This window comes from Pedobacter sp. UYP1, assembly GCF_040547305.1.
Lineage (GTDB): Bacteria > Bacteroidota > Bacteroidia > Sphingobacteriales > Sphingobacteriaceae > Pedobacter.
In genome coordinates this window covers 144,445-171,431 of the sequence record NZ_JBEPPL010000012.1, presented here as the reverse complement: position 1 = coordinate 171,431, position 26,987 = coordinate 144,445, and the positions used below count along the sequence as shown (strand labels likewise).

The 26,987-nt window shown below is 36.6% G+C and carries 23 protein-coding genes; 10 read left to right on the top strand and 13 right to left on the bottom strand.

The genetic code is table 11. The annotated features are described in order from the left end of the window. Positions 1-3: 3 nt before the first annotated feature. Entirely contained in the window at positions 4-138 is a 135-nt protein-coding gene (locus ABIB30_RS20560; RefSeq protein ID WP_354304919.1) for a manganese catalase family protein, read from the bottom strand. A 233-nt stretch (positions 139-371) separates the two neighbouring features. On the opposite strand from ABIB30_RS20560, the gene ABIB30_RS20555 reads away from it, so the two are divergent. After that, positions 372-698 (top strand): helix-turn-helix domain-containing protein, encoded by a 327-nt coding sequence (locus ABIB30_RS20555; RefSeq protein ID WP_354304918.1) that lies wholly within the window; start codon positions 372-374, stop codon positions 696-698. Between the two features lie 465 nt (positions 699-1,163). Here the strand turns inward: ABIB30_RS20555 and ABIB30_RS20550 are convergent, their stop codons facing one another. Then, a complete protein-coding gene (locus tag ABIB30_RS20550; RefSeq protein WP_354304917.1) occupies positions 1,164-1,937 on the bottom strand; it encodes a DNA-formamidopyrimidine glycosylase family protein in 774 nt (257 codons plus the stop codon). A 178-nt stretch (positions 1,938-2,115) separates the two neighbouring features. Here ABIB30_RS20550 and ABIB30_RS20545 point away from each other — a divergent pair, with 178 nt between their 5' ends. The 4 genes from ABIB30_RS20545 to ABIB30_RS20530 all read left to right on the top strand — a co-directional run bounded on the left by ABIB30_RS20545 (position 2,116) and on the right by ABIB30_RS20530 (position 5,806). Then, positions 2,116-2,574, top strand: a complete 459-nt coding sequence (locus tag ABIB30_RS20545; RefSeq protein WP_354304916.1) for a MaoC family dehydratase — start codon at positions 2,116-2,118, stop codon at positions 2,572-2,574. Between the two features lie 399 nt (positions 2,575-2,973). Then, the gene (locus tag ABIB30_RS20540) at positions 2,974-4,059 is read left to right on the top strand and encodes a fatty acid desaturase (protein WP_354304915.1); all 1,086 of its coding nucleotides are present in this window, start codon (positions 2,974-2,976) and stop codon (positions 4,057-4,059) included. Between the two features lie 484 nt (positions 4,060-4,543). Next, entirely contained in the window at positions 4,544-5,032 is a 489-nt protein-coding gene (locus tag ABIB30_RS20535; RefSeq protein WP_354304914.1) for a DUF4385 domain-containing protein, read from the top strand. Between the two features lie 357 nt (positions 5,033-5,389). Then, the gene (locus ABIB30_RS20530; RefSeq protein WP_354304913.1) at positions 5,390-5,806 is read left to right on the top strand and encodes a hypothetical protein; all 417 of its coding nucleotides are present in this window, start codon (positions 5,390-5,392) and stop codon (positions 5,804-5,806) included. A gap of 7 nt (positions 5,807-5,813) precedes the next feature. Here the strand turns inward: ABIB30_RS20530 and ABIB30_RS20525 are convergent, their stop codons facing one another. Then, entirely contained in the window at positions 5,814-8,021 is a 2,208-nt protein-coding gene (locus ABIB30_RS20525; protein WP_354304912.1) for a PAS domain S-box protein, read from the bottom strand. A gap of 698 nt (positions 8,022-8,719) precedes the next feature. Here ABIB30_RS20525 and ABIB30_RS20520 point away from each other — a divergent pair. After that, positions 8,720-10,102, top strand: coding sequence for a PAS domain-containing protein (locus ABIB30_RS20520; protein WP_354304910.1), 1,383 nt, complete (start codon positions 8,720-8,722; stop codon positions 10,100-10,102). 19 nt (positions 10,103-10,121) lie between these two features. Here ABIB30_RS20520 and ABIB30_RS20515 read toward each other — a convergent pair whose 3' ends face one another. From ABIB30_RS20515 to ABIB30_RS20500, 4 genes are all read right to left on the bottom strand, one after another. Further along, the gene (locus ABIB30_RS20515) at positions 10,122-10,322 is read right to left on the bottom strand and encodes a hypothetical protein (protein WP_354304909.1); all 201 of its coding nucleotides are present in this window, start codon (positions 10,320-10,322) and stop codon (positions 10,122-10,124) included. A gap of 155 nt (positions 10,323-10,477) precedes the next feature. Continuing rightward, positions 10,478-11,173: a type 1 glutamine amidotransferase domain-containing protein gene (locus ABIB30_RS20510; protein ID WP_354304908.1), complete on the bottom strand. Its 696-nt coding sequence runs from the start codon at positions 11,171-11,173 to the stop codon at positions 10,478-10,480. A 107-nt stretch (positions 11,174-11,280) separates the two neighbouring features. Further along, on the bottom strand, positions 11,281-12,801 hold the full coding sequence (locus ABIB30_RS20505; protein WP_354304907.1) for a DEAD/DEAH box helicase: 1,521 nt from the start codon (positions 12,799-12,801) through the stop codon (positions 11,281-11,283). 11 nt (positions 12,802-12,812) lie between these two features. Next, on the bottom strand, positions 12,813-12,992 hold the full coding sequence (locus tag ABIB30_RS20500; RefSeq protein ID WP_354304906.1) for a DUF3606 domain-containing protein: 180 nt from the start codon (positions 12,990-12,992) through the stop codon (positions 12,813-12,815). Positions 12,993-13,220: 228 nt separating this feature from the next. On the opposite strand from ABIB30_RS20500, the gene ABIB30_RS20495 reads away from it, so the two are divergent. Further along, entirely contained in the window at positions 13,221-15,161 is a 1,941-nt protein-coding gene (locus tag ABIB30_RS20495; RefSeq protein ID WP_354304905.1) for an oleate hydratase, read from the top strand. Between the two features lie 66 nt (positions 15,162-15,227). Here the strand turns inward: ABIB30_RS20495 and ABIB30_RS20490 are convergent, their stop codons facing one another. Continuing rightward, the gene (locus ABIB30_RS20490) at positions 15,228-18,110 is read right to left on the bottom strand and encodes an AsmA-like C-terminal region-containing protein (RefSeq protein WP_354304904.1); all 2,883 of its coding nucleotides are present in this window, start codon (positions 18,108-18,110) and stop codon (positions 15,228-15,230) included. A 218-nt stretch (positions 18,111-18,328) separates the two neighbouring features. On the opposite strand from ABIB30_RS20490, the gene ABIB30_RS20485 reads away from it, so the two are divergent. Beyond that, complete coding sequence (locus tag ABIB30_RS20485; protein WP_354304903.1) at positions 18,329-20,398, top strand: alpha/beta hydrolase domain-containing protein; 2,070 nt, start codon at positions 18,329-18,331, stop codon at positions 20,396-20,398. Positions 20,399-20,427: 29 nt separating this feature from the next. On the opposite strand, the gene ABIB30_RS20480 is transcribed toward ABIB30_RS20485, so the two are convergent. Continuing rightward, positions 20,428-20,649, bottom strand: coding sequence for a hypothetical protein (locus ABIB30_RS20480; protein ID WP_354304902.1), 222 nt, complete (start codon positions 20,647-20,649; stop codon positions 20,428-20,430). Positions 20,650-20,756: 107 nt separating this feature from the next. Continuing rightward, a complete protein-coding gene (locus ABIB30_RS20475; RefSeq protein WP_354304901.1) occupies positions 20,757-21,293 on the bottom strand; it encodes a hypothetical protein in 537 nt (178 codons plus the stop codon). A gap of 197 nt (positions 21,294-21,490) precedes the next feature. Between ABIB30_RS20475 and ABIB30_RS20470 the strand changes: the two genes are divergently transcribed. Further along, a complete protein-coding gene (locus tag ABIB30_RS20470; RefSeq protein ID WP_354304900.1) occupies positions 21,491-23,713 on the top strand; it encodes an ATP-binding protein in 2,223 nt (740 codons plus the stop codon). Positions 23,714-23,780: 67 nt separating this feature from the next. Here the strand turns inward: ABIB30_RS20470 and ABIB30_RS20465 are convergent, their stop codons facing one another. The 3 genes from ABIB30_RS20465 to ABIB30_RS20455 all read right to left on the bottom strand — a co-directional run bounded on the left by ABIB30_RS20465 (position 23,781) and on the right by ABIB30_RS20455 (position 26,179). Then, a complete protein-coding gene (locus ABIB30_RS20465) occupies positions 23,781-24,404 on the bottom strand; it encodes a carbonic anhydrase family protein (RefSeq protein WP_354304899.1) in 624 nt (207 codons plus the stop codon). A gap of 132 nt (positions 24,405-24,536) precedes the next feature. After that, positions 24,537-25,319, bottom strand: coding sequence for a TspO-related membrane protein (locus tag ABIB30_RS20460; protein ID WP_354304898.1), 783 nt, complete (start codon positions 25,317-25,319; stop codon positions 24,537-24,539). Between the two features lie 143 nt (positions 25,320-25,462). Next, on the bottom strand, positions 25,463-26,179 hold the full coding sequence (locus ABIB30_RS20455; protein WP_354304897.1) for a DUF3891 family protein: 717 nt from the start codon (positions 26,177-26,179) through the stop codon (positions 25,463-25,465). A gap of 231 nt (positions 26,180-26,410) precedes the next feature. Between ABIB30_RS20455 and ABIB30_RS20450 the strand changes: the two genes are divergently transcribed. Further along, positions 26,411-26,974, top strand: coding sequence for a type 1 glutamine amidotransferase domain-containing protein (locus ABIB30_RS20450; RefSeq protein ID WP_354304896.1), 564 nt, complete (start codon positions 26,411-26,413; stop codon positions 26,972-26,974). Positions 26,975-26,987: the final 13 nt, after the last annotated feature.

Sequence of the window (26,987 nt, the reverse complement as noted above, 5' to 3'; positions counted from 1 at the left end):
AACTTACAATTCCATCTGGTTCAGCAGGAAAGCCAATGTATCCTTTACATATGGATCTTCAATTAACTTCATCAAGTGCTCATAAACAAGCTTAGCACTTGACTCTGAAGCAAGGTTACTTCTTAAGTCTACCGTCAAATCACCGTTACGATCCAGAAGACAGTTTTACAAACTTAAGATACAGGCATTTAGCCTCATGAAATGAGTTAACTACGTATTGGAAATATGGAAGCAAATCAAAACATTAATATTATAAAGCCAGGTTAAAAACGATTTGATTAACAGAAATAAAAATAAATAACAACTATTTCTTATCTCAAATGTTTATAAAAAACCGGAAATTAAATTTATATAAAACGCTTGTTGTTACTATGATGAAAATTAAGCTTGGAGTCACACCGTTTGAACAATATACAATTGACTTTGTAAGAAGACTTAGAGTAACTACAAAAACAAGCCAGGAGGATTTAGCAAGAATCCTTAATGTCAGTAAATCATTTATTGGAAATATTGAAAACCGAAAGGCAAATGCGAAGTACAACCTTAAACATATTAATCTCCTGGCAGAGCACTTTAACATTTCTCCCAGGGAACTAATTCCTGATTTAAGTATAATCGATGATCTGCCTGAACATAGCATAATCCAAGATTTTGAAAAAAAAATGTCAGAAGCTTTAAGCCAAGAATTAACTGGTTGAAATAATATGCCTTATCCCTGGTCTCATTGTATCATAATAAAATATTATATGAGGCAACTCTTGCTGGTAACATTATTGGAAACACTTTATACTACAGCTTAATAGGCCACTGGTAATGCAAAATACCTTTGGCCGAAAGCCACTATAATGGGTCTGAGTGCGGGAATAGGCGCTATAACTTTACCCAAACCTATGGGGCTGGATCCGGAACCAGTAGCTAAAAATGACCAGGTCAAAATACTTACTGTTGGATATTATCTGGCCGGTGCGGTTGTTACTGGGCTAGTGTCAAACTTGTTAAAAAAAGAAATACGAAAAAAGGGATTCTTCAGGTCTGTCTGGCCGTTGCCATTATCTTGTTAGTAATAATCGCCATTAATTTTATAAAAAGCAGTAATCAAGGCGCCCCAAATCAGCAGCAAAAAGGTAATCCCTATAAACAACCTGCATCTCCAAAATAACAGTTTACAGTTTATACAATATTTGTTCATCCGTATAATAGGTTTTTCGGGCACCCTTTTTTTCAATCTGAATCACAGCACCACCTGGGCTATGTTTTAAATCAGGGTGATGTATCCTTAAAAAATCCTTTATTTCACCATTTAACGCTTCTGGAAGTTTTTCAGCTATATCAGCAGCCTCTTTAGACAATACATGATTGATTGTCTTTAGCAATTTCTTCACTTCAGCATCAGGAATCGCTTTAGCTATAGAAAAAGGCGAAATTTTAGCCTCCCATAGAATTTCATCTGCATAAGTATTACCGATTCCTCTAACTGAGTGCTGATCCATCAGCAAAGTCTTAATCTGTACCTTCTTTTTTGCAAGTAAATCTTTAAAAGATGCAGGATTCAAAGACAAAGCATCAGGTACATCAGAATCTTCCGGATTTAATGTTGGTGTTGCAGCCTTTTGAAAATCCGTTAATGCAAAACCATCTCCACCTTTAAAATGAAAAGAAACAATTTGAAATTTAACCTCTTCTTCTTCCAACGCTTTAAGCTCACCGTGCAGCATTAAATGCAAACCTAATACAGCATCGTTCTCAAAATGCAATTGCAAAGTTTTTCCTACCCTGGAAACACTTTGCAATTGATGACCTTCTAACACATGCTTCAATTCTTTACCCGAAACATTTAGTTTTTCAGCCACTTTAACTTCAACAGTTTCCAGAATTCTATTTTTAAAACGCTTTTGCAAATTCCTGGCAAAAACCTCCAGATCAGGCAATTCAGGCATAATAATTATGGATTTTATTAGTATTAAGTTTTCAGCTATAACATCCTTATTTGAAAGTTGTTTTTAACCGATTTGAATTTCCTTTTGCAGTTTTTAATCAGTTCGTGTAAATTCGCGCCCAAATTGGCACAATTGGTGCTTATCTGAGCGGAACTGAATATCTTTAATCCATAAAAATATGTTAGTAATCAATAATTTCGAAGAGTATAAATCTTATTTGGGAAAAGAATTAGGCCTTTCTAATTGGCATACGATTAATCAAGAACAGATTAATAAATTCGCTGATGCAACACTTGATCACCAATGGATACATGTTGATCAAGAAAAAGCTAGAAATGACGGGCCATTTAAGACAACTATAGCACATGGATATTTAACCATTTCATTAATTCCATACCTCTGGAAGCAAATTGCGGATGTTCGCAATATAAAAATGGAGATTAACTACGGTATAGAAAGTTTTAAATTTGGACAAGCTGTTGTGGTAGATAGTGAAGTTCAATTAAAAGCTAAGCTTGTTTCCATAGCAGACTTGAAAGGAGTTACTAAAGTTGTCATCAAAGCTACCCTCATGATTAAAGATCAAACAAAACCAGCATACACAGGAGATGTTGTTTTCTTATACCATTTTATATAATTTGGATAACAATCAGCTAAACTTTGAAATGAAAAAAAGATGTACAATGCGAGTATAGTACTAAAAATTTAGTATTAAACTTAATATATATTCTTTGATGGGCAGTCATCCCAAGATTCTCTCAGCTTTTCAGCGGTCTGGTTTTTCGGGGAGAGGTCATGGGAATGAGTGCCAGCCTGACGGTTTTATCGAAAAGCCATTTGACATTTTAGAAGTCGGTCGAATTGTAAACACTTTTATATAATGCATCAGTTGATTGCATCATAAACTAAGATATTTTGCCTGATTAATTTGAATATGTCGCCCGGAACTCTGTTTATTTAATTGATAAAATTATTATAATTGCGCCTCAATTTGACATACGTAAAATTATTAATAACTAACCATTTTTTTTAAGCTATGCCATTTTTAGATTATGTATTACAGCGCCCGTCCTATGGATGGCAAGATGACAAGGGGGAATTAATTAAACCGACAACAAGTGACATCCTTCGAGAATTTATCTCAAGATTAAATGTATTTAAAGACCGCAGAAATTGGCTGCCTTTTTTTAGCTGGCTCAAAGTAGCTTGTCTGATCCCATTTTTTATAATATTTCTATTCAAATTTTTAAGCTGGTGGACAGTTTTAGCTGCATTCATTTACAGCATGATTATTATGGGTACCCACGGAACAATCTGGCACCATCGTTATTGCACTCATGGCGCGTATAAATTCCGCAATTCATTCTGGCGATTTTTCACTCAAAATTTAACACTAAATGTGATTCCAGAAGAAATATATGTGATTTCACATCATGTTCATCATTCCAAATCAGATCAGCCAGGTGATCCTTACAACGCACAGGCAGGTTTTTTATATTGTTTTCTGGCAGATGTCAACCACCAGCCTATTGCTAAGGACTTGAGTGAGACAGATTATAATCGTGTCAAAATGTTGATGCAGCATACAGGAGTGACAGCCAATACATATCCCCAATATAAAAAATGGGGATCTTATGTAAGTCCTCTATATGCTTTAGCGTCCTGGATATTAAACTGGTCTTTTTGGTATTTAGTGTTCTATGTAATTGGCGGCCATCCACTAGCATGCAGTCTTTTTGGAGCAGCTGGTTTCTGGGCCGTTGGGGTAAGGACATTTAACTATGAAGGCCATGCAAAAGGGAAAGACAAACAGAAGCAAGGAGTAGATTTTAGTAACAAAGATAAATCCATCAATCAGTTATGGCCTGGTATTGTTGCTGGCGAATGGCATAATAATCATCATTTATATCCCAAAAGTGCCAGAAGTGGTTTTAAAACTCACCAAATCGACCTGGCATGGTACTACATCAAAACAATGAGTATCTTAGGTGCAGTAAGTAGCTACAAAGATTACAAAAAACATTTCTTCAAAAACCATAATAATCCTTATCTACAGGCAAAAGAAACATCTTTAAACAGGAAAAATTCTAATATAAAGTCCTTCCACCGGAATAACAATTGATGTCTTAAATCTATGAAATTGATTAAAAAGAGCTACCTGATGGTAGCTCTGAAATAAGGTTTTAAGAAATTATTTAATTTCTATTTGACGGATATTAATGATTCACAGTTTATTGTTCGCTGCCTTTGTTTTTTCATTATGAGAATCTGTTAACCTTTTTATCCACCATAAGTTTCGAGTTCTGCTGCGTTTGACTCTGAAACCAAGGTTGCGGGAAAATTAACAAGATATATGTAGCATTTGAATTACCCGAAGACCAAATAACTAATAATATGTATTTAATGTTTTTCATTGGAGGGCTATTTCTTCATAAAAGCATCATTAAAAAAGAGTTCAAAATTTTTTTGGAAGATAGATTTTACAGGTTATTTGTTCCTTTTATAATTTCAGGAACAATCTATCGCAATCAGGATGAACTTTAGTGAGTAACCTATTAGACGATTAAATAGAGAACTTTAAACCATCATCAGTTGTTTTAACTTACATGACCAAGCAACGAAAACCCTCCTACCTTAATTTTGAGAAGGAAAACTACCCCTGGAAATCTGACATAGATTACCGGGAAAACCCAGAAGCTTACCTGGTGGGAAAAGGAGAACAAGGAGTCTTGATCTGCGAACCCTATAAAACAGAAATAGGGAGTCACTGGCGTTTTAAAACCTCTGAAATCGCTACAAAAAGCAGCGAGGAAATATTTATAATTTTCCAGAATTACTTGAATAAAAACGATTTCGTAGGCGCAGACATGGCAAGAAAATTCCTCCAAATGGGCTACACTCGTGCCAGGCGCTATGCGAATTATAAAGGCGGAAAAAAATACGATAAGGAAAATGATTATGCCCAGCTTGAGCGGGGAACCGGGGAAATAGAAAAAGCAGCATCAGCTGCCATTTTTTACGACAGATGGAAAGCTGCTGAAGCCGATACCAATTATGCTAAAATGAAAACAGAGTGGAAAAAAGAGCGTGGTTAATATATCCTTTGCTTTTAAAACTTTAAACTTCACGCCTGCTTTAAAAGGATTATTGGTTTAAGACAACTAAAACAATCGCAGAACATTCAGGTTTACTAAATACAAAATAAACCTATGAACACCAATCTAACAATATCGACGTGCTATGGGGCAATGAGAAAAAATAGAAAGATCACCATGAAACGCATATGGGTGCAGTAACATATGCCTTTATTACAAAGAAGATTGGGCTGATTTGTTCACGAATCATAAACTTTAGAGTATATCTTATATAAAATACTTGGTTATAGATTGAATTACATTTAAGCAAAAACGCTACTTTAGTATATATAGACTAACTTATCAAATAATATCAATATGAAAACCTACCTCATCATCTTGTTCACCTCCATTAGCTTTTACTCCTGTGCGCAAAATAAACTTACTTTAGATCAGAAACTTATTGGAAAATGGGAAGCTATATCTAAAGTAGAAACTGAAAAAACCAGTGGAATAGTAACAGATCTGGATAAAGACATTTACAAGACAGGTGAAAAAACCTATGAATTTACAAAAAATAATAAATTGGTTATTATCCAGGGATTCGGTAAACATAAAGAAGAACTCCCTGCATGGACCCAGGGCAACAAGCTCTTTATTGGAAAGAATCATAAAAATAAAGATTCCTACATAATTACTTATGAACCAGGAAGAATTAAGTTGCTAAAAACTGAGACCAAAACAAAAAAAGGTAAGAATATTATAGAAACTGAGGAGGTTATTCTTAAGCGGTAGCAGGAATTCAGTCATTAAATGGTATCGTAAAATAAAATACGCTCCCTACTCCTATATCACTATTTACCCAGATTTGCCCTTCATGCCTCAATACAAAATCAACAACAAGGTTTAATCCAAGTCCTGTCCCCTTTTCTCCATTTGTACCATAAGTGGTGTAATTCGATTTACTGTTAAGCAGCTCAAGAACCTTCTCTGGCGGCACACCAATCCCATTGTCAGCAATAGAAAAGAGCATATCACTTCCTTTTTTTAGCACATTAATAGTTATTTCCCCCCCCATATGCGAAAATTTGATAGCATTGGAGAGTAAATTTCTCACTATAGTTTCCAGCATTTCTTTGTCTGCATAGATGCCCAACGCAGGTTCTATATGCTGTGATATCTGAATAGATTTCTTGTTGGCCATCGGCAAGACATTTTGCACAGATCGTTTGATAAGAGCTGAGATATCTTTAATTTCTACAGGGTGAAAGCCAATTGCATTAAATTGCGATTTTGCCCAGATAAGCAGTCGATCTAAAAGCTCATTAGCGTTCGATAATTCCTGCTTAATCATTGAGAGGTGCAGGTGAATTTCATCGACAGAAATCAAATAAAGATCTGCCAATGTCATTTCTAAAAGCTCCAGACTTCCTGAAATTGGGTTCCTAAGATCATGACCTATAATGGACAGGAGCTTGTTTTTCTGCTCATTTGACGCCGTTAATTCCGAATTTAAGGCTTTTAATGCATTTTCCTGAAACTTCCTCGCTGTTACATCTCTCATACTCCCTTCAGTACCGATGATCTGACCATTGTCTAAAATTAACCTGGCATTCACAGATACATATCTTAATTCCTGACCTGCTGTAATTAATCTGACTTCAAAATCGATTACTGTTCCGTCAGTTTTCAAACTATTGATAATCCTTTCTCTATCTTGGGGATAATAGTAAAAATCAGAAACGGGCTGACCAATAATAGCCTCTCTGGAAAAGCCAGAATATTGAAGAATTGATGGGCTGATTTCAGTCACTAAACCAGACTGGTCTGCTTGATAAAAAACGTCTTGTACATTTTCAAATATAGAACGGTATTTCTTTTCGCTTTGCTTCAGATCACCTTCAATTTCTTTTCGTTTAGTAATGTCTTCAATTTGTGATACATAATGAAGTGATTTACCTTGGCTATCTTTCAACATAGTTGCTGCAATAACTACCCAGATTATATTTCCATTTTTATGAATATACCGTTTTTCAACTTTAACGCTTTCAGTTATGTTATCAGCAAGGTCAACGAGTTTCGAAACACTTTCTGTTAAATCATCTGGATGTGTAATATCCTGTATACACATAGATTGCAATTCTTGCTCAGTATATCCCGTTATTAGACACAAGCTAGCATTTACACGCTTCCAGCGTCCTTCTGGAGAGATCAAAGCCATTCCAACTAAAGAATGTTCAAATGCCTGACGGAACTGTTCTTCACTCTGGTATAGATTCTCTTCAAGTTGCTTATGCTTAGTAATATTAAAACCAACAGCTCCTACCAAACTCATATTTCCTGAAGAATCTAAAAAAGGAAATTTGAATGTCATAAAGTATTGAGGAAATCCTTCCTGATCACGAATAGTTTGTTGAAATTCTTTACTTTGTTTCGTTTTCAGGACTTCTGAGTTATTAACGAATGCATCTTTTGCTACATCATAACCAAAAATATCTCTTTTATTTCTACCTATCACTGTAGGCGGAAGCTGATGCATATCGAGAAAATGTCTATTTGCATATGTCAGCCTATTATCCGAGCTAGTAATCCAGCACAGACCAGGTATATAGTCCATAAACACGCGAAATTGCGCCTCTTGATCCTTACTACTTTCAATTTCAGTAATGTCTTCACAATACAATACAAATCCTCCGGAGCTTGATATGCTTGTTGTCCACTGTTTAATTTGCCATTTGATCCATATCGTAGTGTTATCAACAGAATTGATTCTCCTTGTCTTCCCCTGATAATCAATACCAAGCAGACAATTATCAAAAATCATCTGCCATTCGCAGTTATTTACAGGAAATATTTCGCCATGTAATTTCTCAACTACTTCTACCCCTTCAAGTCCATTAATTAACAACCATTGATTAGATACAGCCTGAAATCTCCTATTGGAGTCTAAAATAGCCATTGAGACCGGGCTACTGTTTAAAATGTTATTTAAATCAGCAAAAGAGAGCATAATTTCAAATCAAAAATTAAAGTTAAATTGATAGATTTTTTAATATAGAGTAATAACAAACAGGAGGATAATGTTTGAACAAAAAACAAACTGTAAACCATCCGCCGAAAGAAATATTTTTTTTTATTTTCATATTAGAAACTTCGATTCCTGATTTATAGCATCTGCAACGAGCATATAGTATTATTTAAAATTAAAACCACTTGCAATTAACCTTCAATTAAAAATTTGTAAATGAAATAATACCAAAAAGTTAAACAGAAATTAATTATTACCTGATATTGTTTATGATTTACTTTGAAAAACAGCTCATTAATCACAAAAAAACAGACATTTTCAGCATATAACATTTACACTATACAATATAACGCTTTAATTCTTTATTATTACATTGTAATATTTTATGTAGAAAATAAATTCTAATTTGTTATCAAATAATAAAAAATATAGATATATTACAATTATCAAAAAAATGGAGATCATGTGTTATCTTCATTAAAAGCTAAATATTATTATTCACAAAAACTTGATCGGGTTAGCATATTCGAAAATTTGTTTTATAGTAATAATATAAACAACAGTTTTTTCCGATGCCTATTAATTATTATAATACATCTATCCCACATTGGTTAAGAGCATTCATGTACTATTGTTTCATACCTCTGAGCTTATTTATAAAGAATTATTATTATTAAATTATGGACTTTCGAAATACCCTATACAAAGATATTTTCCAACTTAGCCCACAACCGATGTGGATTTATGACGTCAGCACCTTATCTTTTCTTGAAGTCAATGAAGCAGCTATACTTCATTATGGATATTCCAGAGAAGATTTTCTAAGTATGACTATTAAGGAAATAAGGCCAAAAGATACTATCCATCAATTTGAGCAGGCCATGGAAGATGTTCACAGGCATAAGGAGTGTTTCACTAGTAAACGTTACAAGCATTTAAAGAAAAATGGAGAGATTATTTCTGTTGAGATTAAGAGTAATTTATTTGAATTAAATGGGAGCCTCGCTGAACTTATCATAGCAACAGATATTACTATACAATTACAACATGAACAAACAGCAAAAAAATTAGAAGAAGCGTTACTCCTCAGTGAAAAAAGATTTAAAGCGCTTGTACAAGCGGGCTCAGATTTAACATCTATAATCGATATGGATGGAAAGTATCAGTTTTTAAGTGAGAGCTGTATCAGTTTGCTACACCTATACCCCGAAAAAATGGTAGGTAAAACGGCATACGATTATATACATCCTGAAGATCTGGAAAGGGTTACATCGCAGCTGAATTCTCTATATGAAGTTGAAAGAGTTCATATACAACCTTTTCGGTTCTTAAATGGTCATAATGAGTGGCGGTGGTTAACGACTACTGCAAGGAATATGCTTGAAGACCCTGCTATCTTAGGTATAGTGACCAATTCGACTGATGTAACTGATCTGATCAATAAAAATGAAGAACTAAAATTAAGCAATGACAGATACAGGCTAATGCTTAAGGCAGCAGATGAAGCTATCTGCGATTGGGACATTGAAAATGATGTAGCTAATTGGAGTGTGGGTTTCAATGAAATTTTCGGTTATGATCTGAATGTATATAATAACACACTATGGTCTGACAATATCTTCCCTGACGACAAGGAACAAGCATTAAAAGAATTAAATGACGCAGTCAAAAATCCAAATACAGAAGTATTACATTCTGAATACCGATTTTTAAAAGCAAACAGAGAAGTTGCTCTTATCCATTACAGAGGTATATTTCTTCGGGATCAGAATGGAAATGCAACACGGGCTATTGGCTCTTATAGAGATATTACAGCTTATAAAGAGAATATTTCTCAGGTTCAAAGGCAGGCATTACAACTGCAGGAAATTGCATGGACGCAATCCCATAAAATCAGGGATTCTCTCGCAAAAATAATCGGATTAGTTGATTTGTTGAAAAATGAAGATTTTGTCACCGATGCGCAAAAAGAGATTTTAACTTATTTAAATAAATCCACAACCGATCTGGATAAAGGAATTAGAGAGATAGTCAATATCACGCATACATTAGATAAATCCTGACATCTTTTTTCTACTATCATTAACGCCACATCCGCCAAAGACTTTCATCTCCAGAGTTAATAGCTTCTTTAAACTCTTCCAGAAAATCTGTTGCCAGTCTTTTTGAATTAGCAAGATCCACAGTTTGCGAGCCTTGAAAACCTACAGTAGAAAGAATAATTGTATTTCTGGTGTTCAGCTTTTCAGCATAAATCTTCAGGTTTGGATGTTGTGTTTTCATAAAAATTAATTTAAGGTTTGATTTAGCTGGAACAGGTAAGTTGATATATTGTTTCCCAGAAATTCAATTAGATTATATAGTATTCCAGAAACGACTGTACGTTAAAAAGCCCGCCCGTTAAAGCAGGCCAGTCCTTATTTTAGGTAAAATCCAAATCAATTTACAACCTCATTCTCTAAAACTTTAATTAATTCTTTAGCTGCAGGTCCAGCTGATAATGGGTTCTGACCTGTAATTAACAGCCCGTCGGTTTCCACGTGAGAGAAAAAAGGAACCAAAGCAGACTTAAAATCAGCGCCAAGTTCAACAAGTTTATCCTCCAGTTTATACGGAATATTGTCTGCTCTCCCAACTAAATGTTCTTCAGCATTGGTAAAGCCTGTTAGTCGTTTGCCGGCTAATAAACCAGGTACCAGCTCAGCTGCCTTAATCAAAGCCGCCGGGCCATGACAAACAGCAGCAACCGGTTTATGCGCATCAAAAAACTCCTGGATTAATCTTGCACTAGTCTCATCATGAGCCAAATCCCAGATCGGCCCATGACCACCAGGAAAAAATACAGCATCGAAATCAGTAGCGGATAATCCAACTAGTGTATGTGTATGATTAAATGCGCTTTGGGCAAATTCATCCGATGCAAACCTGCGGTTAGCACCAGTAATATGCTCAGTCAATTCACTCATCGTATCCACTGGCGGCTTTCCACCCAAAGGACTGGCTAAAGTGACCTGATAACCCTGATCAATAAATTCATAATAAGGATCAGTAAACTCTCCAAGCCACACGCCGGTTTTACTATCGGTATTCTCCATTTGCTGATGAGAAGTCAGGATCATTAATATTCGCTTCATAAGTAATAGGTTTAGGCTTCCAGGTTAAATTTCATTTTCAAATGCTTCTGCAAATGCTTGTTTAGTTAACAAAAGAAAACTATAGTTGTTTCTTCTCACCTGAACCATTATACCGCTATTCGCATCAACTCTCTTCTGCGCATTAGCTTTTCAATGAGTATTTTCAGCTTTTGATGATAATCTTCCCGAAGCCACTCTGTGTAATTTTTAGTGACTTTGCCAAGGCATTTTGCATATTGTCTGATTCTCCAGTCAATTTCTCTCTCTAATTCCGTGATCAGTGCGATGGCATCAGGAATACAATCGCTATTGTCTGCACACATTAAAGCATGTTGCCTGATAGAATCACGAATAACAATTTTAGGTTTTAAACCATTTGCCAGGGCCAGCTGATGTGCTGACTGCACATCGAAAGAAATCTCAAGACTATTAGGAAATTTAGAACGCATTTCAGCAGGCATCTGGTGTGCCTGATAACTGGTTTTTGCCGTTAAACTTTCATGATAAACCTCAGGATTTTCAAAAACATGTTTCCAATCAACCGCAGCATTCCAGTGGCCAAAACGATCAGTATTATTGCCCAGATCTACAATCGTAAAAGTCTTCTTTTGAGGAAGACGCCGCGATCCCCTGCCAATCATCTGGTGATAAAGTGTTAAAGAAGTGGTTGCTCTGTTCAGGATCACCGCCTGCACCGAAGGCTCATCGAAGCCCGTAGTTAAAATGGAGACTGAAGTCAGGATGGCACCTTTGGTTTTTTTTAACCAGCGCAAAATCTCCTCCCTTTCTTCAGGCTTGGTCTTGTTGTCCAGATGCCTTATAGGATAACCAAGATTTGAAAAAACCTCCATAACCTTACGTGAGGTAAAAATTCCCGTATTAAAAATTAAAGTCTTTTTACCTTTGGCATGAGACTCATAAGCGTGAACCAGCAAATCAAGCATCGCCGGGGAAGCATATAATTCATCAGAGGTACTCACTGTAAAATCGCCATGTAAGCCTGTTTTCAAAGTGTTCAACTCTACATCATACCTGAAAGTCTTTGGCCTTGCCAAAAATCCCTGCTCAATAAGCTCTCCAATAGGGGCACCAAGTACCAACTCATCATAGTTTTTATTCATCGGTAAATTAATGTCTGAACTGAAGGGAGTAGCAGTTACACCAATCACCGAAGCATACTCAAACTTACTGAGGAGTTTATGAAAAGAATTGTGATGGGCCTCATCCACTATAACCAATCCAACACGTTTCACATCAATCAGACCATCCTTTATCCGGTTCTTTAACGTCTCCACCATCGCAACATAACATGGATAACCATCTCCCCTGCCTATTTTTTTGAGCGCACTATTCACCACCCTGTTAGATATACCTGCTGTTTTCAAGACTGAAGAAGTTTGCCTGCACAGTTCTTTGCGATGCGTAAGCACAATCACCTTTTTCTGGTATTTGGCAATATATCTCCGGGCAATCTCTGAGAAGATTACAGTCTTTCCACCACCAGTGGGTAACTGGTATAGTAACCTGTGATTGCGCTCATGAGCTCCTAGTTTTTCAAATAATAAATTGATGTCATTTTCCTGGTAAGGATATAACTGCGGGCTGCGTTTTGACTGAGGGTCCATCATCAAAATCCGAATTACTTAAGTTTTTTCAAAAGTTTCTCCACTTCAATGGCCGATGTTCCAGCTGACTTAACTGCTTGCTTTAATTGATCAGGCGTAACTTTAAATTTTTTAGACCAATATTCCAGTTCATAGCTTTCTTTGACATTGATTCTGTCTTTATCAGGACTTCCTGTTTTCTGTTTGTTATCCATAATGCAAGTTTTTTGGGACTATAACATCTTTATTTTAAAGTTGTTTTTTAATTCTATTTGAAATTCCTACCTCATGAAATATCCTCTTTGAACTGTCGTCAAGACTTTACAAGAAATTAATGAAACATATAGTAAAGACAAGATGTTTTGAATTTGATGATCACCAATACGATTAAAAATTTATACTAAAACGGTTGTAATCTTCATTCGTATTATAAAATTGAAATAATGAAAGAAATCTCTTCAAAATTTGGCAAAGTTTTAAACGCTTCTACAACTAAAGTTAATGTAGACCATGAGCCTGACGCAAGTAAAGAACAACAACGCAATACTCCACAAAAATCCATGCCTTTTGCAGATCAAATTGGAAATTATCAACGGAATATTGGTATCTCATTAAAATCTTATAAGGATAGTAAAGTATATATTATAGGCAGCGGTATTGCTGGTATGGCAACAGCTTATTATTTAATCCGGGACGGGCAGGTTCCAGCCAAAAACATCACATTTCTAGAACAACTGCAGATTGATGGAGGGTCACTTGATGGTGCCGGTAATGCCAAAGAAGGATATATTATCCGTGGTGGCAGGGAAATGGATATGACCTATGAAAACCTTTGGGATATGTTTCAGGATATCCCTGCCCTTGAAATGCCGGCTCCGTATTCTGTGCTGGATGAGTATCGCTTAATCAATGACAATGACCCTAATTATTCTAAAGCAAGGCTGATTCATCAGCAAGGAGAAATCCAAGACTTTAGCAAATTTGGCCTGGGTAAGCTAGATCAGCTGGCTATCATTAAACTTTTGCTCAAGAAAAAGGAGGAGCTGGATGATTTAACGATTGAAAATTATTTTAGTGAGTCCTTTCTAAGCAGCAATTTCTGGACGTTCTGGCGAACTATGTTTGCATTTGAAAACTGGCATAGTTTACTGGAATTAAAGCTTTACATGCACCGCTTTTTGCACGCTATTGACGGTTTGAATGATTTTTCTTCTTTGGTTTTCCCAAAATACAATCAATATGACACCTTCGTAACGCCTTTGCAGAATTACCTGAAAGACAAAGGTGTAAATATCCAGTTTAATACGCTCATTAGCGATCTCGATATCCAGATCAATACGGAAGGTAAGGTTGTTAAAGGAATTATTACTGAAAAAGACGATAAAGAAGTAAAAATTCCGGTAACAGAAGAAGATTTTGTCATTGTAACTACCGGGTCTATGACTGAAGACACTTTTTATGGTGACAATAAAAACGCCCCTATCATAGCTATAGACAACAGTACCAGTGGAAAAAGCGGAGGTTGGAAACTGTGGAAGAATCTTGCTGCGAAATCGGAAGTTTTTGGGAAACCAGAAAAATTCTGCAGTAACATCGAAAAGTCATCATGGGAATCGGTGACTTTAACCTGTAGCCCGTCAGCACTTGTGAATAAATTAAAGGAATATTGCGTGAATGATCCTTATTCCGGAAAAACGGCTACAGGAGGAATTGTTACCATTACAGACTCAAACTGGTTAATGAGTTTTACTTGTAACAGACAACCTCATTTCCCTGAACAACCAGATGATATCCTGGTTCTTTGGGTTTATGCATTGTTCATGGATAAGGAAGGAAACTACATTAAGAAACCAATGCCTGAATGTACAGGAGATGAGATTCTTGCCGAGTTGTGTTACCATACAGGTATAATAGATCAGTTAGCTAATGTGGTCGAAAACACGATTGTGCGCACCGCGTTTATGCCTTATATTACCTCGATGTTTATGCCAAGAGCTAAAGGTGATCGTCCGCGTGTGGTTCCTGAAGGATGCAAAAACCTGGGATTGATCGGACAGTTTGTCGAAACAAACAATGATGTTGTATTTACGATGGAAAGTTCTGTGAGGACAGCAAGAATCGCTGTTTATGAGTTACTGAAACTTAATAAACAAGTACCAGACATTAATCCTTTGCAATATGACATCCGTCATTTGCTTAAAGCAGCGAAAACACTCAACGACAATGAATCATTTTTGGGTGAGGGCATACTCCGAAAAGTATTAAAAGGAACCTATTTTGAGCATGTTTTACCAGCAGGTCCTGAAGGAGAAGAAGAACATGAATCTTTTATCACAGAACAAATGAACAGGTTTAAGGATTGGATAAAAGGGGTAAAAGATTAATAAGCATCTTTGTTGGCTATTCAATAATTTAATAAGGCTGGGATGTCACGGCATCCCAGCCTTACCTTACTTCTTTTTAACATCTTCAGCTACTTGTTTCTCCGCATTTTCAGCTTTCTTTTCCTGTACCTTTTTCTGTTTTCGCTGCGCTCCCCCAGATTTCTTCTGATCACGTTTCTCCTCTTTGATCACCTTATTAATTTTCCTGTTATATACCGCAGTTAAAATTCCCTGACCTGTCCTGCTGAAAAACTTGATTTTCGGTTTGTCACTTGTTCCTGTAACTGCAACCGGGATACCGATCCAGCCAGCTGGAGGCAGACCGACTTTAACCAGGATATCTAGTAATCCATTGAAACTTGTAGTTCCGCTAATGGAAGGTCTCAGCACAGAGACTTTAAATTTAAATTCATCGATGTGGATCAGGTTATCTTTAATATGTGTAACAACATTAACCCCCTTCATATCAGGGTTATTAAAGGCATCAGCCCCTACGTTATCTCCGATTACAGAAAGCATTTTTATATTTTTCACCGCTACATCCCGCAAGTTCACCACACCTCCCCCTTCTAATGAAGGATAAATAGGGTTCATATTTTGGTCAAAATCGCCTTTTAACTTATAATCCATCGACACAATTCCTTTCACATCTTTTGCAGAAGTAGCCATTTCCCGCACCATATCAATTTCTTTATAAGCTCTTTGCACATTAAAGTCCATAACCTTAAATGCAACATCGAAATTGGCGGTTAAAGGCGATTCATTCTGATATCGTGCATTAATGTTCATCCTGCTTCCAATAATATCGAATGAGGTATTCTTCAAAAATAGCTGACCTTTCTGCACAGAAGCGATGCCTTGAAGCTGGTTAATTTCCAATCCTTTAAAGCCCACTTTTTTCGCATCAACTTTTAAGGAAACGTCCAGATTTTTCGGGACGATCACCACACCGCTGCTTTTAGGATTTTCGGCTTTCGCATATTCAACTTCTAAAGATTTATGCGCATTTTCACCGCTCTTCAGTGCCATAAATTCATCAATCAGGATATAATCAGAATGCGATGCAAAGTTTCCCTGGAGAGTGCCTTTACGGTCGATAAAGTAATTGATCGTATTTAACAGATAACCATTCAGCGAAAAGTCAGATTTCCCATAGGTCGCATAGAACTTTCTAAACCACATTTTCTCGTTTTCAAACTCGAAATTACCTTCTTTTATATAAAATGGCTTTGGCAGGTAGGCGGTATTCGCTTTTATATTTTTCAAGTTCAGCGTACCTTTATTATCAAGTTTGCTGTACTGACCAGTAGTGGCATAACTTTGTCGCCCATTCAGGGAAAGATCCGCCGTAATTAATCCACTGACATCAAATCCTTTTCTTGCAAAGACCTGATAAATTCTTCCAACGTTTAGTACTCCTTTAGCGCGTACTTTGTAAAGCATATCTTCAAAATTCTGTAAATCAGCATCGACAAATACCGGATTGCCTTCAAAATCAAATTTGAAAGGGGAAAGTTTTACACCCAGACTACTGAAGGTTCCATCCGTATTATTGATATGAGCTGTCAGATTGATATTCTTTATTGGATTCGGATAAGCCGTTGTTTTTAACCAGCCGTTTTTCAGATCAAGGTATCCGCTGGTTTTCGGAAATAGCTTTTTATCCATGCTAAAAATACCGTTTGCCTTTACGTCGGCATTCATCAAACCTTTAATTTCAAGCTCTTTTAAGCCCAATGCATCATCTAGCGTCTGGAGGTTTACAGCACCTTTTATAGCCGCATTTACGCTCATCTCACTTAGTCCTTTGGTTTTAACAACTGCCCTGAAATTGCTTTTCTGTCCAAGGTCGAACGTTAGTTTTTTAAGATCCAATCCTAGCTTTTCCGGATCTAGTGAAGGTAAATCGACATTCAGATCAACATTAAGATTGTTCATAGGAACCGGCGCCTTTGTGCTGGAAATGACACCATCTTTAACCAGCAAACGTGCATTAAAATTCGGTTTCAGATTCCTGGGTTCACTAAATTGTCCTTTCAGGCTGAAAAACAAATCACTGTTTCCTTCTAGTTTGGTATCCTTTGCCCATTCAAGATACTGTGGTGGCAGTACAGAAATCATATCACGAATAGTAGTTTTTTCTGAGGCAGCTTTGATATCCAGATCATATCCATCTTTCAGAATACTCAGGAATCCAGTGAATTTTAATGGAAGATCATTGATCCTGAGTTCATTTTTTCTAAGGACAAAAGTCAGTGCATCAGTATTGATTCTTGTTACCAGGTCGGCACGCAGAGATTTTTGCCTTGCATAATAGATCCTGTCCAGACTAAAGTCCAGTTGATTTACCCTAAGATCAGTTTTGAGATCAAAAATATCCTCGCTCAATCCACCTTTTCCTATATAGTTAAGTCCTTTTGCATCCACTAATATTTTAGCTGCATGATCGGTATACTTGATATGCCAGTTCTTAAATTTGATAAGCTCCAGTTTGATGGATGTACCTTTTTCAGTAGTGTCTTTTGGACCTTTAGATGGATTGGAAACATAGACATTATAATTGGCCTGCCCTTTACTATTGACATAAACATTTGCTTCAGCATCATTTACATAAATTTCATCGATCTTAACCTCACCACCAAAAATCAAATTCTTTAAATTGATTCCCACAGCCACTTCTTTTGCTGACAGTAAAGTATCCTGTTGAAAAGGCTTAGAACCTAACAGTAGTAAATCATCCACCGATACTGTAAGAGAAGGGAAATGCCGGAAGAAAGTAAGATGTACTTTTTTATAATCAAGTTTCCCGGCCAGGCGCTTGTTCGCAAAGATTTTTACCTGGTCAGAAATAGTTCCAGGGAACACCAACGGAATAATAAACATCAAAAATAATACAGATGCCACAAAAATCCCTAACCATTTTAAGGTCTTCAAAACTATTTTTTTCATCTTTTCTATAAATTGATATAATGAGCCCGATTTATCAGTTGGTGGACATAGAAATATGTTCAACTGTCAACTATCTAAAATCAAGCCAGATTCTTGCAGAACTATTCAGCTATTTTTCCATGCAGAGGCAGGAGAATACAATTACTACTTGTATATTGAAATAGATTTAACAAATCGGTTGAAATATCAATAATGAAATTTCAGATTTACTAAAAAAAATGAAAAATGCTTTTATACGCTTAACAGGAAAAAGTTATCTTTTAGTACTCATCCTGATGCTCTGGTTTACTTCTTCTTATGCAAAAATAACAAGAATCGAAGTGACAAGTACACTACCTTATAAAAATGGAAAGGTATTTGGCCAGGCAGGATCATACCAGCAAATCAAAGGTTATGCCTACGGAGAGATTGATCCGGCCAACCCATTGAATAGTATTATACAGGATATCAAATTGGCTCCAAAAAACTCAGAGGGTATGGTTGAGTATGTTAGTGAGTTTATTATACTTTGCCCAGCAGAAAAATTGAAAAGCAACGGACTGCTTTTTATGAGCCTGCCGAACAGGGGAAATGCTTTCGGAGCGGATGAAGTGCTATTAAAAAGAGGTTATACGGTCTTATGGTGCGCCTGGCAGGGGGACGTTCTTCCCGGCGACGGAAGACTTACAATGAAGGTTCCCGTAGCCACAGAAAATGGGAAAGAAATATCAGGTCTGCTCCGTACAGAATTCAGCATAGCAAATCCCGTAAATACACTAAATTTAAGTAGTGGAGTTTTCACCGGATTTACGCACCACAGCTATGAAACAGTAAGCCTTGACAACAAGAACCTGACATTAACCATAAGGATACGCGAGGGAGATCCAAAAATCATAATCAACAACAGCGATTGGGCATTTTCTGACTGCACTTCCCTCCCTTTTCCTGGCACCCCCAGCTCTACCAACATTTCCCTGAAAGCTGGCTTCGATCCAAATTATATTTATGAGTTGGTGTATAAGGCTAAAAACCCTTTAGTATTGGGTCTGGGCTTTGCGGCAATCCGTGATATTACCTCTTTAATGAAACGGGATATTAACTCTTTGATGAAAAAGGATATTACCTCTCTGATGGAAAAGGATGGTACACAGAAGATGAATCCAGATTTTACATCTGATTTAAACGTTATACCGATTAAGGCGACAATCATTCAGGGTGTATCCCAATGCAGCAACTTCATCAGGACATTTCTGGATTTAGGGTTCAATCAAGATGAAGAAGGGAAAAAAGTTTTTGATGGTGTGAACGCACATATTGGTACCCGGCGCATTTCATTAAATATACGGTTTGGCCGGCCAGGTGGTGGTGGAATGCAACATGAAGAGCATCTTTTTCCGGTTAATCTGCCTCCTTTTACCTGGGACAACCGTTTAGATGCTGTTTCAGGCACAACCGGTGGCATCCTTGCCAGTTGCTCCAAAACCAATACCTGCCCGCTGATTATGCAGACGCTAACTTCTACAGAATACTGGCAATCCAGAGCATCGTTAACGCATACCGAATCTGATGGAACAAAAGATTTGCCTGTTCCCGAAAACGTAAGGATTTACCTGATTAATGGAACAGAACATTCGCCTATGAGCATTGTTGATCCATTAACTGGCTTCAATACGAATAACAATCCAGTAAATCCTACCCTTCGTGCTTTGCTGATTGCACTCGAAAAGTGGGTCATAAAGGGTACTTTGCCGCCGGAAAGTGCTTATCCTACGCTGGCAAAAAGTACGCTTGTTCAGGCTGATAAAACTGATTTCCAATGGCCTGCAATACCTGGAATTCCGTTTAAAGGTTTGGTAAATAATCCTCCTCTTTTAGATTTTGGCCGGAATTTCTCAGCAAGAGACCTTTCAGGCGAATTACAGGAGCCTCCTGAAATTTTGAAAGACAAAAGGTATATTGTATTGGTCCCAAAAGTAGATTCAGACGGAAATGAAGAAGGCGGCATACAAAATATAGCAATCAGGGTTCCTGTGGGTACCTATACAGGCTGGAGCCTTCGGAAAAAAGGTTATGGAGAAGGTGATTTAGCTTCTCTTAATGGAATGTTTATTCCTTTTAAACTGACCAGAGCGGAGCGTCTTGCAGCCGGAGATCCAAGATTATCACTGGAAGAACGGTATACGGGCATAGACGCGTATACGGAGGCTTTAAAGAAAGCCTGTGAAGATCTGGTCAAAGCAGGTTTCTTACTTGAGGAAGATGTAATACCGGAAATTGAAAATGCAAAAAGGAACTATCCGCACTTATAATATTTTGCAATTGCTAAGATGAATATTTTCTAATTTAATTCCAGGCTATCAATATAGGCTCCAATGGAGATGACATAACATTCTTCCAGATAATCTTCTGTGCGCTGCATCCATTCTGTCCCAACTTTGTAAAGTAGAATTTCTTTTCCGTCATCAAAACCAACTTTCCATACTTTAAGTTTTTTAAAGGTTGTAGCAAGGATTTGAATGATTTTAGTAGTTCCGTCTTTAAATTTGATTTTATATTCCATTTGATAAGCTGCCTGATCCTTTACCTGGTTAATTGCTATTATAACGCTACACGTTCTAAATACTTGCTTGTATTATTGGATTTATTTATTTTTTGATAAATTGCTATTTAATCTGTTGTGACAAATATCCTTAATTCTTCATTTTTCAATCTTTTCTTCGCGTCTCCTTTAAATGCCCTTCTTTTCATTTGATTAACCATCTGGGCAAAGTAAAAGCCGTGTCCAATAATCACACAGTCCAGTTTATTAGCCAGGATATGGTCTAAAAACTTATTTATCCGATTTTCGGATTCCTTTCTTGTTTCCGGCTGCGTTGAATTGTTAAAGTACCATTGTAACCTGCCGATAGCCATCCATAGGATTGTTGGGATCGGGAATTTGGTATTTATAAAAGGCTTTAAAGGAATTTCATTCAGAAGGCCTGTTTTTATCAATTCAATTTCCTGATGAAAGAGATTTTTAGCTGTAGCCTCGGTCCTCATCAATTTGCTTATATAAATTGTTTGGCTTTCAATTTTCATCTTTTCTCCTATCTGAACAGGAAAACGATCATATTCTTGACAAGCGAATTCAAATGAACTCGCATCATAAAGTTTCTTCCAGCTAAATAATACTTTTGAATGCCTGATAAATGTTACTTTCATTTTCCGATTATTTTCAAAATGACAAATATACGCCAATACATTTATGGATTAAAAATCAGGAATAATCCAATAAACAAACATTTACTTTTTTTTAATAAATAATTAATCAGCTCTATTTTCGACTATAATTTGCAGTGAGTTAATAAAGCTTTATAAACCGTAATAAATAGTCCATATTTACAATCTAATTAAATGTGATGTCTAATTTCCAAGTTGATTTAACTAATTGTGATATTGAGCCAATTCACATCCCAGGACAAATACAATCTCACGGTTTTATGGTCGTCATTGATGACGAAATGAGCATTCAATTTCACAGCAATAACATTAGTAATTTTATATCCCCGGTTCCTGATTTATTGATAGGTAAATCGATTGGTCATATAGAAGGTTTACTTGATGAGGGTTATCAACCTGATTTCATCAGACAGCTGATTTCTTCCGGAAAAGTTAAAGGATTTGAAAGGATTAATCCGATTCCGATAACGATTTCAGGAATCCATTATTATTTAATAATTTCTGTAAGTAACAGCAGTTACATTTTAGAATTCGAATTATCGGCATCCAGTTTCCAATTAGATGTTCAAGGGCTGATGGGTAACACCATTGCTGAAATTCTTACCTATTCAAAATTGGAGGAATTACTCGAAAATACTGCTATTCAAGTAAAACAGGTTATAGATTTTGATAGAGTAATGATCTATCGCTTTGCAAGAGATGGTCACGGTGAAGTTGTAGCTGAATCTAAAAATGAGGATTTGTCTCCATGGCTTGGTTTACATTATCCAGCATCGGATATACCCAGGCAAGCACGTGAATTATATAAATTGAACTTAACAAGATTAATTGCTGATGTTGAATCACATCCAGCCAGAATTAATAAAGCAAAAAATAATCCCCAGGACCTGGATTTAACATTCAGCCAATTAAGAGCAGTATCCCCTATCCATATTCAGTACTTAAAAAACATGGGTGTGGCATCCAGCTTCAGTATTTCCTTGAAATTTAAAGATGAGTTATGGGGATTAATTGCTTGTCATAATTACACACAACGTTTCATTGATTTTAAATCCAGGGAATATGCCAAGCTAATCGGCCAGATAACATCATCTGCACTTGAGTTCAGACAAAATGAAGAACTCCTGAGAAACGAAAATGAATTTAAAAACAGCCTGGAAAAGATCATTAAACAGTTGCTTGAAACCGAAAGTATAGAAAAAGCGCTGACTTCAGAGGAAACTACATTATTAGATGTAGTCAAGTCTGATGGTGCTGTTCTTGTGCACGATAACAAAATATATAAATTGGGGAGTACACCCAATGATCAACAATTACTTGATTTAATGTTTTGGATAAATGACCAGGTAAAAGATACGCTATATCAAACTGACAGCTTCTCTTCGGTGTATCCCAAAGCTGCTGCCTATGAAGATAGTGCAAGCGGGATATTGATTTCAGTACTTTCTAAAGAACTGGGAGATTATCTGATCTGGTTCCGGGCAGAACAGGTTCAAAACGTTAAATGGGCAGGAAATCCAGACAAACCGGTAATAATGGATAACAATGGGTTACTGAACATTTCTCCCAGAAATTCATTCGCAATATGGACGGAAACCATAACTGGTGTTGCTGAGGGTTGGTCTATTGAAGATATAAAGGCTGTTATCAAATTGAAAGAGGAAGTCAATTACGGACTAAACCACAAAGCTGGAACTGCACGTTTGATGAATGAAAGACTTAAATTGGCCTATCAGGAGCTGGAAAGCTTTAGTTATACCATTTCTCATGATTTGAAGAATCCTATTGCATCAATTAAAAGTTATGCCCAACTACTGATCAGGGACCAGAACATTTTAGAGCGCGGCCAAAAAATGCTGCATAGAATCGCTGACCGGGCAGATCAAATGAATTTAATGATTAACGCTGTCCTCGATTATTCACGTGTTGGGCGCACAGCAATGCTCTTCCAACCTATTAAAACGGAAAATTTAATAACCGAAATTGTTAACGATCTTCAGCTGATCTATGCCAACAAAAATTTAAAAATCGTTGTCGGCGAAGTTCCGGATCTGCAAGGCGACCCTATTATGGTATTGCAAGTATTTTCTAACCTGATAGGCAATGCGGTAAAATATTCTCAACATTCCAGCGCACCTAAAGTCCATATATCTGGTGAATTAATTGGGAATAAAGTCCATTATAGTATCATAGATAACGGCATTGGAATCGCTCAAAATGACTTATTGAGCATATTTGAACTATTTAACAGAATGGACAATGTCAAAGATATTGAGGGTTCAGGTGTTGGGCTAGCTATTGTAAAACGAATAATCGAAAAACATGAGGGTACAATAGTTGCTGAAAGTGAATTAGGAGTTGGTTCAACTTTTCGTTTAACGTTCAATCATAACGAATGTTAAACATTATACTTTAAAGCACAGCCCTTTAATTAAAGATAACGGGCTGTGCTTTTACAAGGCAAAACAGCTAATCGAAGAAATCGACTTTCCCATTATCCACATCATAAACAGCTCCTATAATCTTAATATCCTTTTGCTGCTCTAATTCAGATACGATCTGACTCTCTTTTCTGATACGTTCAATTGTTAATTGCACGTTTAGTTTAGTCACATTATTTACAAATGAAGGATTTGAGCCATTTCTGTTTTCCTGAGTAATTTTTTCGCTCTCTATTGCCGGAATGACTTTATCCAGTAATCCTGTAAGGTTTCCCATTTTCACGTTATTACAAGCTCCAACGATAGCTCCACATTTTGTATGCCCAAGCACGATTACTATTTTAGTGCCCACCACTTTGGTGGCAAATTCCATACTTCCTAAAATATCTTCATTTAGAATATTCCCTGCTATCCGAATACTGAAAATATCACCAAGCCCCTGGTCGAAAATCAATTCTGCAGATGTACGGCTGTCCATACAACTTAAAATAGTGGCAAAAGGAAATTGCCCGGCAGAAGTCTCATTCACTTGCTGTAAAAGGTTTCGGTTTGCTTTTAAATTATTTACAAACCTCTCGTTTCCTTCTTTTAAAATTTCAAGTGCCAGATCAGGTGTCAAGCTACTTTGTGTTTCTTTTGAATGTGTACGCATAATTAATCTTTTAAAACGCACGAATATAACCAGGTAATACTATAACCTGAATCCGCAGTACTATAATATTCTTAACATTCTTGTTCTCTTTTGCTAGTTTAAGACACTAGTCTCATCAAATTGGAAGACATGTTACATCTTATCAATTGAACTATTCCGGTTTTTCAAACCGCTCAGTACGATAAAAACTAATAAGATTGCTGCAGCAGCGTAACCAGTATAGATGACGGCCGTGCTGCCATTCGTATATTTATTTGATACAGAAATAGCCATTAATGCCCAGATTCCAACTACACCATATTCACGTAAGTTTCGTTTCCTGATCATAAATACATTGATCACCCCAGCTATTAAAATCATGATAATTGTCCAGGTCACATCAGAAATCCCCCATCCATCCCATTTGATTTTAGTCAGATAGGCTGCAATATTAGCGATAATCGCTACAGAAATCCATCCGGAATAAAGCGCAAAAGGCCAAAAAACGAAAAGATACATTTTTAATGGGCGAGCTTCCAGTTCCATCCCTGTGTTAACGATAATTTTTAATAAGGAGCCCAATAAAACAGCCATAATAACAATTGATAAGCCTGTATAATCATAAAGCCACGCAATAACCCATAGGGAATTGGCACAGCAGGAAAGTACAAACCACCAATTAATTTTCAAGAGTAGTGAATCCTCTTCTTTCTCCTTAAGAAGACTGCGCCACGAATAAAACACAAAACCTGATAAACCGAGATAAATGAGTCCCCAGATTGAGAATGCATAACCTGCCGGCGTAAAATAATTGAAATAATTATCAGAAACCGTTTTCATGGTGTTGCCATTAAATATTCCGGTATTCGCAAGATAATTAATCACAATTGTGATGATTAAGGCAGTGCTATTGGCTATAGTTAGTGTCTTTTTCATAAATCTATTTTTAAACTCCTTGTGATCTAGAGGCTGGTAAATGCCCCCTATACCTTATTTCTTTCAATTCCGATATCCTGTCTTTCAATTCCAATAATTTATTTTTCAATTCGAATATCCTATTTTTCACTTATCTATAATTTTCAATCTTTTTTAATTATCAGCTCATGCAAAACTGCAGGCGTATCAAAAACTATCTTACGAAATTCAGAGGCATCTTTAAAACACAATTGTGCTATTGTCCTGGACTCATAACTCAATTTAAATTTCTCCAGTTCAAATGGCCATGGATCGACCACCATTACCTGATCAGACTTCTCCCTCACCGTATAAACTACCTCATCAGGACCAGCACTAATATCCATTTTACGCTGTTCAGGCTGAATAGCATGCTGACAGATTAATAAGGAAAAAGCATCACAGAATTCCAATAAACGATAAGCTGAGCTTATTTCTGACGGAGAAACTGACAAAATTTTCATCCAAAGTTTCTCTCGTTTTTTAAGTTCTGTAATAAAGGTTGAGGCTTTTGGATCTCCTCCATGAACGAACTGAATATGACGGGAGACCATTAAAGCTATCCAGGCCCCCTTAGTTTCTGCCATCTGCATCAAACGGATCGCATAATCCTTTTTAAATTCTGTCATCTTAAAATTTAATGGACCACCTTGAGCATTGACCAGATCGTGGTTTTCAAACTCGTTGTAAACATCATCATGTTCGGCTGTAGCGACTATTGTTTCCACCCAGTATCTTCCATGACCGGATTTATTCCAATGCGCACAAATCTGTGCAGCTAGTAATCCATGCGACCGCTGAGTAATGATTTCCCATCCTGATTCTGTATAATTTACAATCATCTGATTTAGCAAACATATGAAGTCCTCAAAAGTTTAATGTTTGAATCAAATCCATCCTAATCCAGATAATTCAGCATAGAAGTAACGAATAACTATATAGCATTCACGCAACACTCTGTTGTGGAGCTGGATGCCCCCTCCCTCACTATCATAAAATAATAATCGCAAAAACTTTCTGCAGGCAGGATTTGTAGTTATAGTAATTAAAAGATAAAACTTAAGTAAAATAATATGGGACAATTAAATAATCGAAACATTGCCGTTTTATCGGAAAGCGGTTTTGAAGAAACAGAATTGACCAGCCCGGTTCAAAGATTAAAAGAAGAAGGTGCTACAGTTCATATCATCTCTTCCAAGTTAGGAAAGATTCAAGCAATGAAGGGTGATCATGAGTGGACTATTGAAGTAGATGTTGACAAAACGATCGCCGAAGCCAGCGCTGATGACTATGATGGTCTGCTAATTCCAGGCGGAGTATTAAATCCTGATGCCTTAAGAAAAAACGATCAGGCCGTTACTTTTGTTAAAGCATTTTTCAGTGCTGGAAAACCGGTAGCAGCTATTTGTCATGGTCCCCAGGTACTCATCACAGCAGAGGTTGTAAAAGGTAGAAAAATGACTTCAACTAAAACTATAAAAATTGATCTTGTGAATGCGGGTGCCCAATGGGACGATTTAGAAGTAATTGTTGATGAAGGTCTTGTAACCAGCCGAAGCCCGGACGACCTTCCCGCATTTAACGATAAAATGGTCGAAGAATTTGCAGAAGGAGTTCATGAGGAGCAACATTCTTAGAAAAACCACAAAA

What these genes read in the sequence shown, in the direction of transcription:
- ABIB30_RS20465 (WP_354304899.1), bottom strand. Translation starts at nt 24,404, where the DNA reads ATGCGTACACATTCAAAAGAAACACAAAGTAGCTTGACACCTGATCTG.
- ABIB30_RS20470 (WP_354304900.1), top strand. Translation starts at nt 21,491, where the DNA reads ATGTCTAATTTCCAAGTTGATTTAACTAATTGTGATATTGAGCCAATT.
- ABIB30_RS20545 (WP_354304916.1), top strand. Translation starts at nt 2,116, where the DNA reads ATGTTAGTAATCAATAATTTCGAAGAGTATAAATCTTATTTGGGAAAA.
- ABIB30_RS20450 (WP_354304896.1), top strand. Translation starts at nt 26,411, where the DNA reads ATGGGACAATTAAATAATCGAAACATTGCCGTTTTATCGGAAAGCGGT.
- ABIB30_RS20495 (WP_354304905.1), top strand. Translation starts at nt 13,221, where the DNA reads ATGAAAGAAATCTCTTCAAAATTTGGCAAAGTTTTAAACGCTTCTACA.
- ABIB30_RS20550 (WP_354304917.1), bottom strand. Translation starts at nt 1,937, where the DNA reads ATGCCTGAATTGCCTGATCTGGAGGTTTTTGCCAGGAATTTGCAAAAG.
- ABIB30_RS20480 (WP_354304902.1), bottom strand. Translation starts at nt 20,649, where the DNA reads ATGGAATATAAAATCAAATTTAAAGACGGAACTACTAAAATCATTCAA.
- ABIB30_RS20490 (WP_354304904.1), bottom strand. Translation starts at nt 18,110, where the DNA reads ATGAAAAAAATAGTTTTGAAGACCTTAAAATGGTTAGGGATTTTTGTG.
- ABIB30_RS20530 (WP_354304913.1), top strand. Translation starts at nt 5,390, where the DNA reads ATGAAAACCTACCTCATCATCTTGTTCACCTCCATTAGCTTTTACTCC.
- ABIB30_RS20485 (WP_354304903.1), top strand. Translation starts at nt 18,329, where the DNA reads ATGAAAAATGCTTTTATACGCTTAACAGGAAAAAGTTATCTTTTAGTA.
- ABIB30_RS20460 (WP_354304898.1), bottom strand. Translation starts at nt 25,319, where the DNA reads ATGAAAAAGACACTAACTATAGCCAATAGCACTGCCTTAATCATCACA.
- ABIB30_RS20540 (WP_354304915.1), top strand. Translation starts at nt 2,974, where the DNA reads ATGCCATTTTTAGATTATGTATTACAGCGCCCGTCCTATGGATGGCAA.
- ABIB30_RS20515 (WP_354304909.1), bottom strand. Translation starts at nt 10,322, where the DNA reads ATGAAAACACAACATCCAAACCTGAAGATTTATGCTGAAAAGCTGAAC.
- ABIB30_RS20505 (WP_354304907.1), bottom strand. Translation starts at nt 12,801, where the DNA reads ATGATGGACCCTCAGTCAAAACGCAGCCCGCAGTTATATCCTTACCAG.
- ABIB30_RS20500 (WP_354304906.1), bottom strand. Translation starts at nt 12,992, where the DNA reads ATGGATAACAAACAGAAAACAGGAAGTCCTGATAAAGACAGAATCAAT.
- ABIB30_RS20475 (WP_354304901.1), bottom strand. Translation starts at nt 21,293, where the DNA reads ATGAAAGTAACATTTATCAGGCATTCAAAAGTATTATTTAGCTGGAAG.
- ABIB30_RS20455 (WP_354304897.1), bottom strand. Translation starts at nt 26,179, where the DNA reads ATGATTGTAAATTATACAGAATCAGGATGGGAAATCATTACTCAGCGG.
- ABIB30_RS20520 (WP_354304910.1), top strand. Translation starts at nt 8,720, where the DNA reads ATGGACTTTCGAAATACCCTATACAAAGATATTTTCCAACTTAGCCCA.
- ABIB30_RS20525 (WP_354304912.1), bottom strand. Translation starts at nt 8,021, where the DNA reads ATGCTCTCTTTTGCTGATTTAAATAACATTTTAAACAGTAGCCCGGTC.
- ABIB30_RS20510 (WP_354304908.1), bottom strand. Translation starts at nt 11,173, where the DNA reads ATGAAGCGAATATTAATGATCCTGACTTCTCATCAGCAAATGGAGAAT.
- ABIB30_RS20535 (WP_354304914.1), top strand. Translation starts at nt 4,544, where the DNA reads ATGACCAAGCAACGAAAACCCTCCTACCTTAATTTTGAGAAGGAAAAC.
- ABIB30_RS20555 (WP_354304918.1), top strand. Translation starts at nt 372, where the DNA reads ATGATGAAAATTAAGCTTGGAGTCACACCGTTTGAACAATATACAATT.